This window comes from Streptomyces sp. (assembly GCF_031178505.1).
GTDB lineage: Bacteria > Actinomycetota > Actinomycetes > Streptomycetales > Streptomycetaceae > Streptomyces > Streptomyces gulbargensis.
In genome coordinates this window covers 1-3,533 of the sequence record NZ_JAPSIW010000719.1, presented here as the reverse complement: position 1 = coordinate 3,533, position 3,533 = coordinate 1, and the positions used below count along the sequence as shown (strand labels likewise).

Annotated in this window: 6 protein-coding genes and 1 pseudogene; all 7 read left to right on the top strand. The window is 71.9% G+C overall.

The features are described 5' to 3' along the window. Positions 1 to 195 (top strand): annotated as a pseudogene (locus RIF68_RS31100) (hypothetical protein); the annotation flags it as partial. Between the two features lie 70 nt (positions 196 to 265). After that, positions 266 to 391: a hypothetical protein gene (locus RIF68_RS31095; protein ID WP_309054610.1), complete on the top strand. Its 126-nt coding sequence runs from the start codon at positions 266 to 268 to the stop codon at positions 389 to 391. A 107-nt stretch (positions 392 to 498) separates the two neighbouring features. Beyond that, positions 499 to 945 carry a ribbon-helix-helix domain-containing protein gene (locus RIF68_RS31090; protein WP_309054609.1) on the top strand — a complete coding sequence of 149 codons (447 nt, stop codon included), beginning with the start codon at positions 499 to 501 and terminating at the stop codon, positions 943 to 945. Continuing rightward, a complete protein-coding gene (locus tag RIF68_RS31085; protein WP_309054608.1) occupies positions 942 to 1,433 on the top strand; it encodes a hypothetical protein in 492 nt (163 codons plus the stop codon). Before RIF68_RS31090 ends, RIF68_RS31085 begins: the two co-directional genes overlap by 4 nt. Positions 1,434 to 1,568: 135 nt before the next feature. After that, on the top strand, positions 1,569 to 2,177 hold the full coding sequence (locus RIF68_RS31080; protein WP_309054607.1) for a hypothetical protein: 609 nt from the start codon (positions 1,569 to 1,571) through the stop codon (positions 2,175 to 2,177). Between the two features lie 53 nt (positions 2,178 to 2,230). Further along, complete coding sequence (locus tag RIF68_RS31075; protein WP_309054606.1) at positions 2,231 to 2,530, top strand: hypothetical protein; 300 nt, start codon at positions 2,231 to 2,233, stop codon at positions 2,528 to 2,530. Beyond that, on the top strand, positions 2,527 to 3,533 hold a 1,007-nt coding region (locus RIF68_RS31070), incomplete at its 3' end, for a zeta toxin family protein (RefSeq protein WP_309054605.1). The genes RIF68_RS31075 and RIF68_RS31070, both read left to right, overlap by 4 nt.

The following is a 3,533-nucleotide window of genomic DNA, read 5'->3' as shown; positions in this document are numbered from 1 at the left end:
GTGTCCGACCCGGACAACCCGAGCTGGCACCAGAACATCGCGTACCGGATGGACGCGGAGAACGTGCCCGTCTTCCGCGAGGCGCTCGCCCGTCTCGCATTCCCCCAGCGCGTGGCCGACGACGACCAGGACGACGACCGACCGGCTACTTCCGCATCAGCACCTCCCGAGGAAGGGACATCTCATGGCATCTGAACCCCGCACGAACAACGTCCGATCGCCTAAGCCTCACCCGCATCGGATGACCGTAGGCGACCTTAAGGCCATGCTGGCGGAAGTGCCCGACTGGGCCGCAGTCGAGGTCATCACCTACGACGAAGCGGACCTGCCCGAGGAGCGGGACCCGTACGTCGACTACAGCCGAGGCGTCCTCACCATCGACGCTGCCTGACCGCAGGTCACAGCCGGTGCAGAAGCCTGCACCTCCTCCCGTTCACCTGCACGCGCGCCGCGCCGTCGCGGGTGTCCGGAGGCGACTACAAGAAGACAGGAGCCGCCATGCCCAACGACGCCCTTTCCCCCGAGCGGATCGCGGATGCCGTCGCCGTACTGCGGAAGGCGCAGGAAGGCGACCAGAACGCACACCGGGACCTCGCCGCGTACTTCCCGGAGTACGAAGGGTTGGTCATGCAGACCGATCACGCCCGCTACCTCGAACTCGCCGCCCGTGCCGGGCTGGTGGCGACGCACCTCCTGATCCTGGAGTGCGGGGGGTGGGTCGTCTCGGTGGACACCTACACCTCGGACTTCGGGCTGCCGCTCGCGTCCGTGGCCCTCGGGGACACCTACGCCAGCAGGTCCGAGGCGATCCGGGAGGCCGTGCGCGCGGCGACGGACAACGGATGGAGGCTCGACCCCGAGCACCAGTGGTCCGACTTCGACTGCGGGGGCGGGGAGGTCCACATCCCGATCCACGCGCGGCCCGCCGTCGGGGAGCCGGAGTGAGCGCGCCTACCGAACTGCCCCGGCTGGACCGGGCGGAGACGTACGCCAAGACCGTGCACCGGATCTACGGCGACCGCCGGGCCGCCCCGCCGGCGCGGGAGCTGCTGCTGGCCGTGGCGTACGCCTTGTTCGTCGCCCCGGGCGAGCCCGGGCGGGTGCTGAACACCGCCGCCCGGGCCCTGGGCCGGAACCCGTCGACCGGGCGCCCCCGGTTCGACGCCCTGGTCGCCGACGACGCGCCCCGCTACGAGCCGCCCCGCGCGGCCGCCGACTGGGGCCCCGGGCAGGCTCCGGGTTGCGAGGCCCCGCGCCTGCGGCCGTACGTCTACCGGCCTCGCCGACCCGCCACAAGCGGGGACGCGGCGGCCGCGGTGCCGCTGCGGCCGCTGCCGGAGCCGGTCGTGCACGTCGGCCCGGGCTACGTTCCGCCGGTCGACGTGCGCAACGAGCGGCAGATCTGCGGCGCCGATAGCCCGCGCCCGACCTAGACAGCCCATGAGGGCGGCCCCGACCAACGGGACCGCCCTCGACCGCTTCCGCCCCCTGACCCCATCGGATGGCCTGCCGCTGGACTGTCAGGAATGCCTGACAAGAGAGCGCGCGTCAGGCTACCCTGACAACTCGTGCCGATGCAGGAGGAAGCCATGTGGGACGACGACCGCGACGGACGCCGCGAGCACGAGGGCCTGGCCCGCGCCCTGGACAAGAGCGGGGCGCCGGACGGAAGGATCTGGAACGGCCACGCCTGGCAGGAGTGGGACTCCTGGGGTGAGACCGGCTCGGTCACCTTCCCGCTTCGCGCCGGCGGGCCGACGGCACTGCGTGCTGAATGCCAGTGCGTTTGGCACGGCCCGGCCCGCCCGCTCGACGCGGACCCGTCGGTCACCGCGGCCGCGGTCAAGGCTGACTGGGAACAGCACATCGCTACGGTCACCGCAGCGATGTATCCGGTAGACGTCGCCGACGAGATGGGCGACCTGATGAGTCGACTGTATGCGCTGACCCAGGAGCAGCCACTCGCCGCCCTGACCGCGCTGCGCGAGCTGGAGCAGAAAATCGAACCGCTGCGGGTGGTCACCGTGGCCCACGCCCGGCACCTGTCGCTGTCCTGGCAGAAGGTCGCCGACGCGCTCGGCGTCACCCGCCAAAGCGCCTGGGAGAAGTACCAGTTCGCTGGGACCGAGGCGGACGTCGATGCCGCCTACGTGAAGGCCTCACCGCCCGCCTCCTGAGACGCACCCGCCCATCCATAAGACTTGATCATCGCGAGAGAAGGGGGAACTCCATGAACGGCATCTCCATCATCGACCAGCTGGACCCGCACGAGTGGTCCAACGAGGAGACCGCCGCCTACGAGGCGGCGATCGAGGCGGTGAACGGCGCGGTGGGCGCCTACAGCGCCGTCATCGCCGCCGAGGAGAGTAGGCCGCGGCCGGACCGGCGCGTCATCGATCAGGCCCGCGCAGCGCAGTCCCGTTTGGCTCGCGAACGCGAGGGCCTGCGCTCCACCGACCGCGAGCAGATCGCCCGGGCTCGCGCGCACTACGCGCAGCTCGCCCGCGAGGTCCTGGCGGGCATCGCGTGATCGACCCGGCTGAGGTCGAGCGGTACCGGTTGCCGGAGGCAGAGAACCGGCGGATCTTCAGTGAGCGGATCACGCCCGACCTGCTGGAGGGCCGGACTCCGCAGGAGACGCCGACGGTCGTCTTCCTCGTCGGCCAGCCCGGCGCCGGCAAGAGCCGGGTCACGGAGCTGGTGGCCGCCCAGCTCAATCAGCACGGCGGCTTCGTGGACGTGGACAGCGACCTCTACAAGCCGTACCACCCCGCCTATGCGGCGCTCATGGCGCAGGACGACACCCTGATGGCCGCCTACACCAGGGCGGACGGCCGGGCGTGGATGGCGCTGGCGGAGGACTACGTGCGCCGGCACGGCCTGCACGCGATCATCCAGGAGACCTCGCAGGACGCGCGGGCCGTGGAAGCGAAGATGGTGCGGTACCGGGAGGCCGGTGCTCGCGTGGAGGGCCTGTTCATGGGGGTCCCGCAGGCCATGAGCAACCAGGGGATCGTGGCGCGGTACTTCCAGCAGCTCGCCGACCGTGGTCAGGGGCGGCTCACGGTGCAGGCCAATGCCGATGAGTCCTACCGCGGCATCCTGGAACTGGCCGACCTGGTCGACCGTGGGGTCCTCGTCGACCTGGCCAGCGTCTACCGGCGCGGCGAGAGCAAGCCTCGCTACAGCAACGCCCCGGACGCCACCGGGGTCTGGTCGCAGCTGCCCGCGCTGCGTCAGGCCGTGGAAGACGAGCGTGCCCGGCCGTGGACGGCCGCTGAGAGCGACGCCTTCGTCGCCACGCAGCTACAGCTCCGCGAGGCCAGCCGCGGCCTCGGACCGGAGTGGCCCGCCCGGCTGGCGCGCATCGAGGAGCAGGCGCGGCCGCTGCTCACGCCCGCCGCCGGCGCCCGGCTCGGACCGGTACGGCCCTCGTCGGCGGCCGCGCGCTCGCGCAGCACCACCCGCTCGAAGCCCCCGACTGCCGGACCAGCAGCACCCGGCGCGGACCGGTCCGCGCCGGGTGCTGCTGG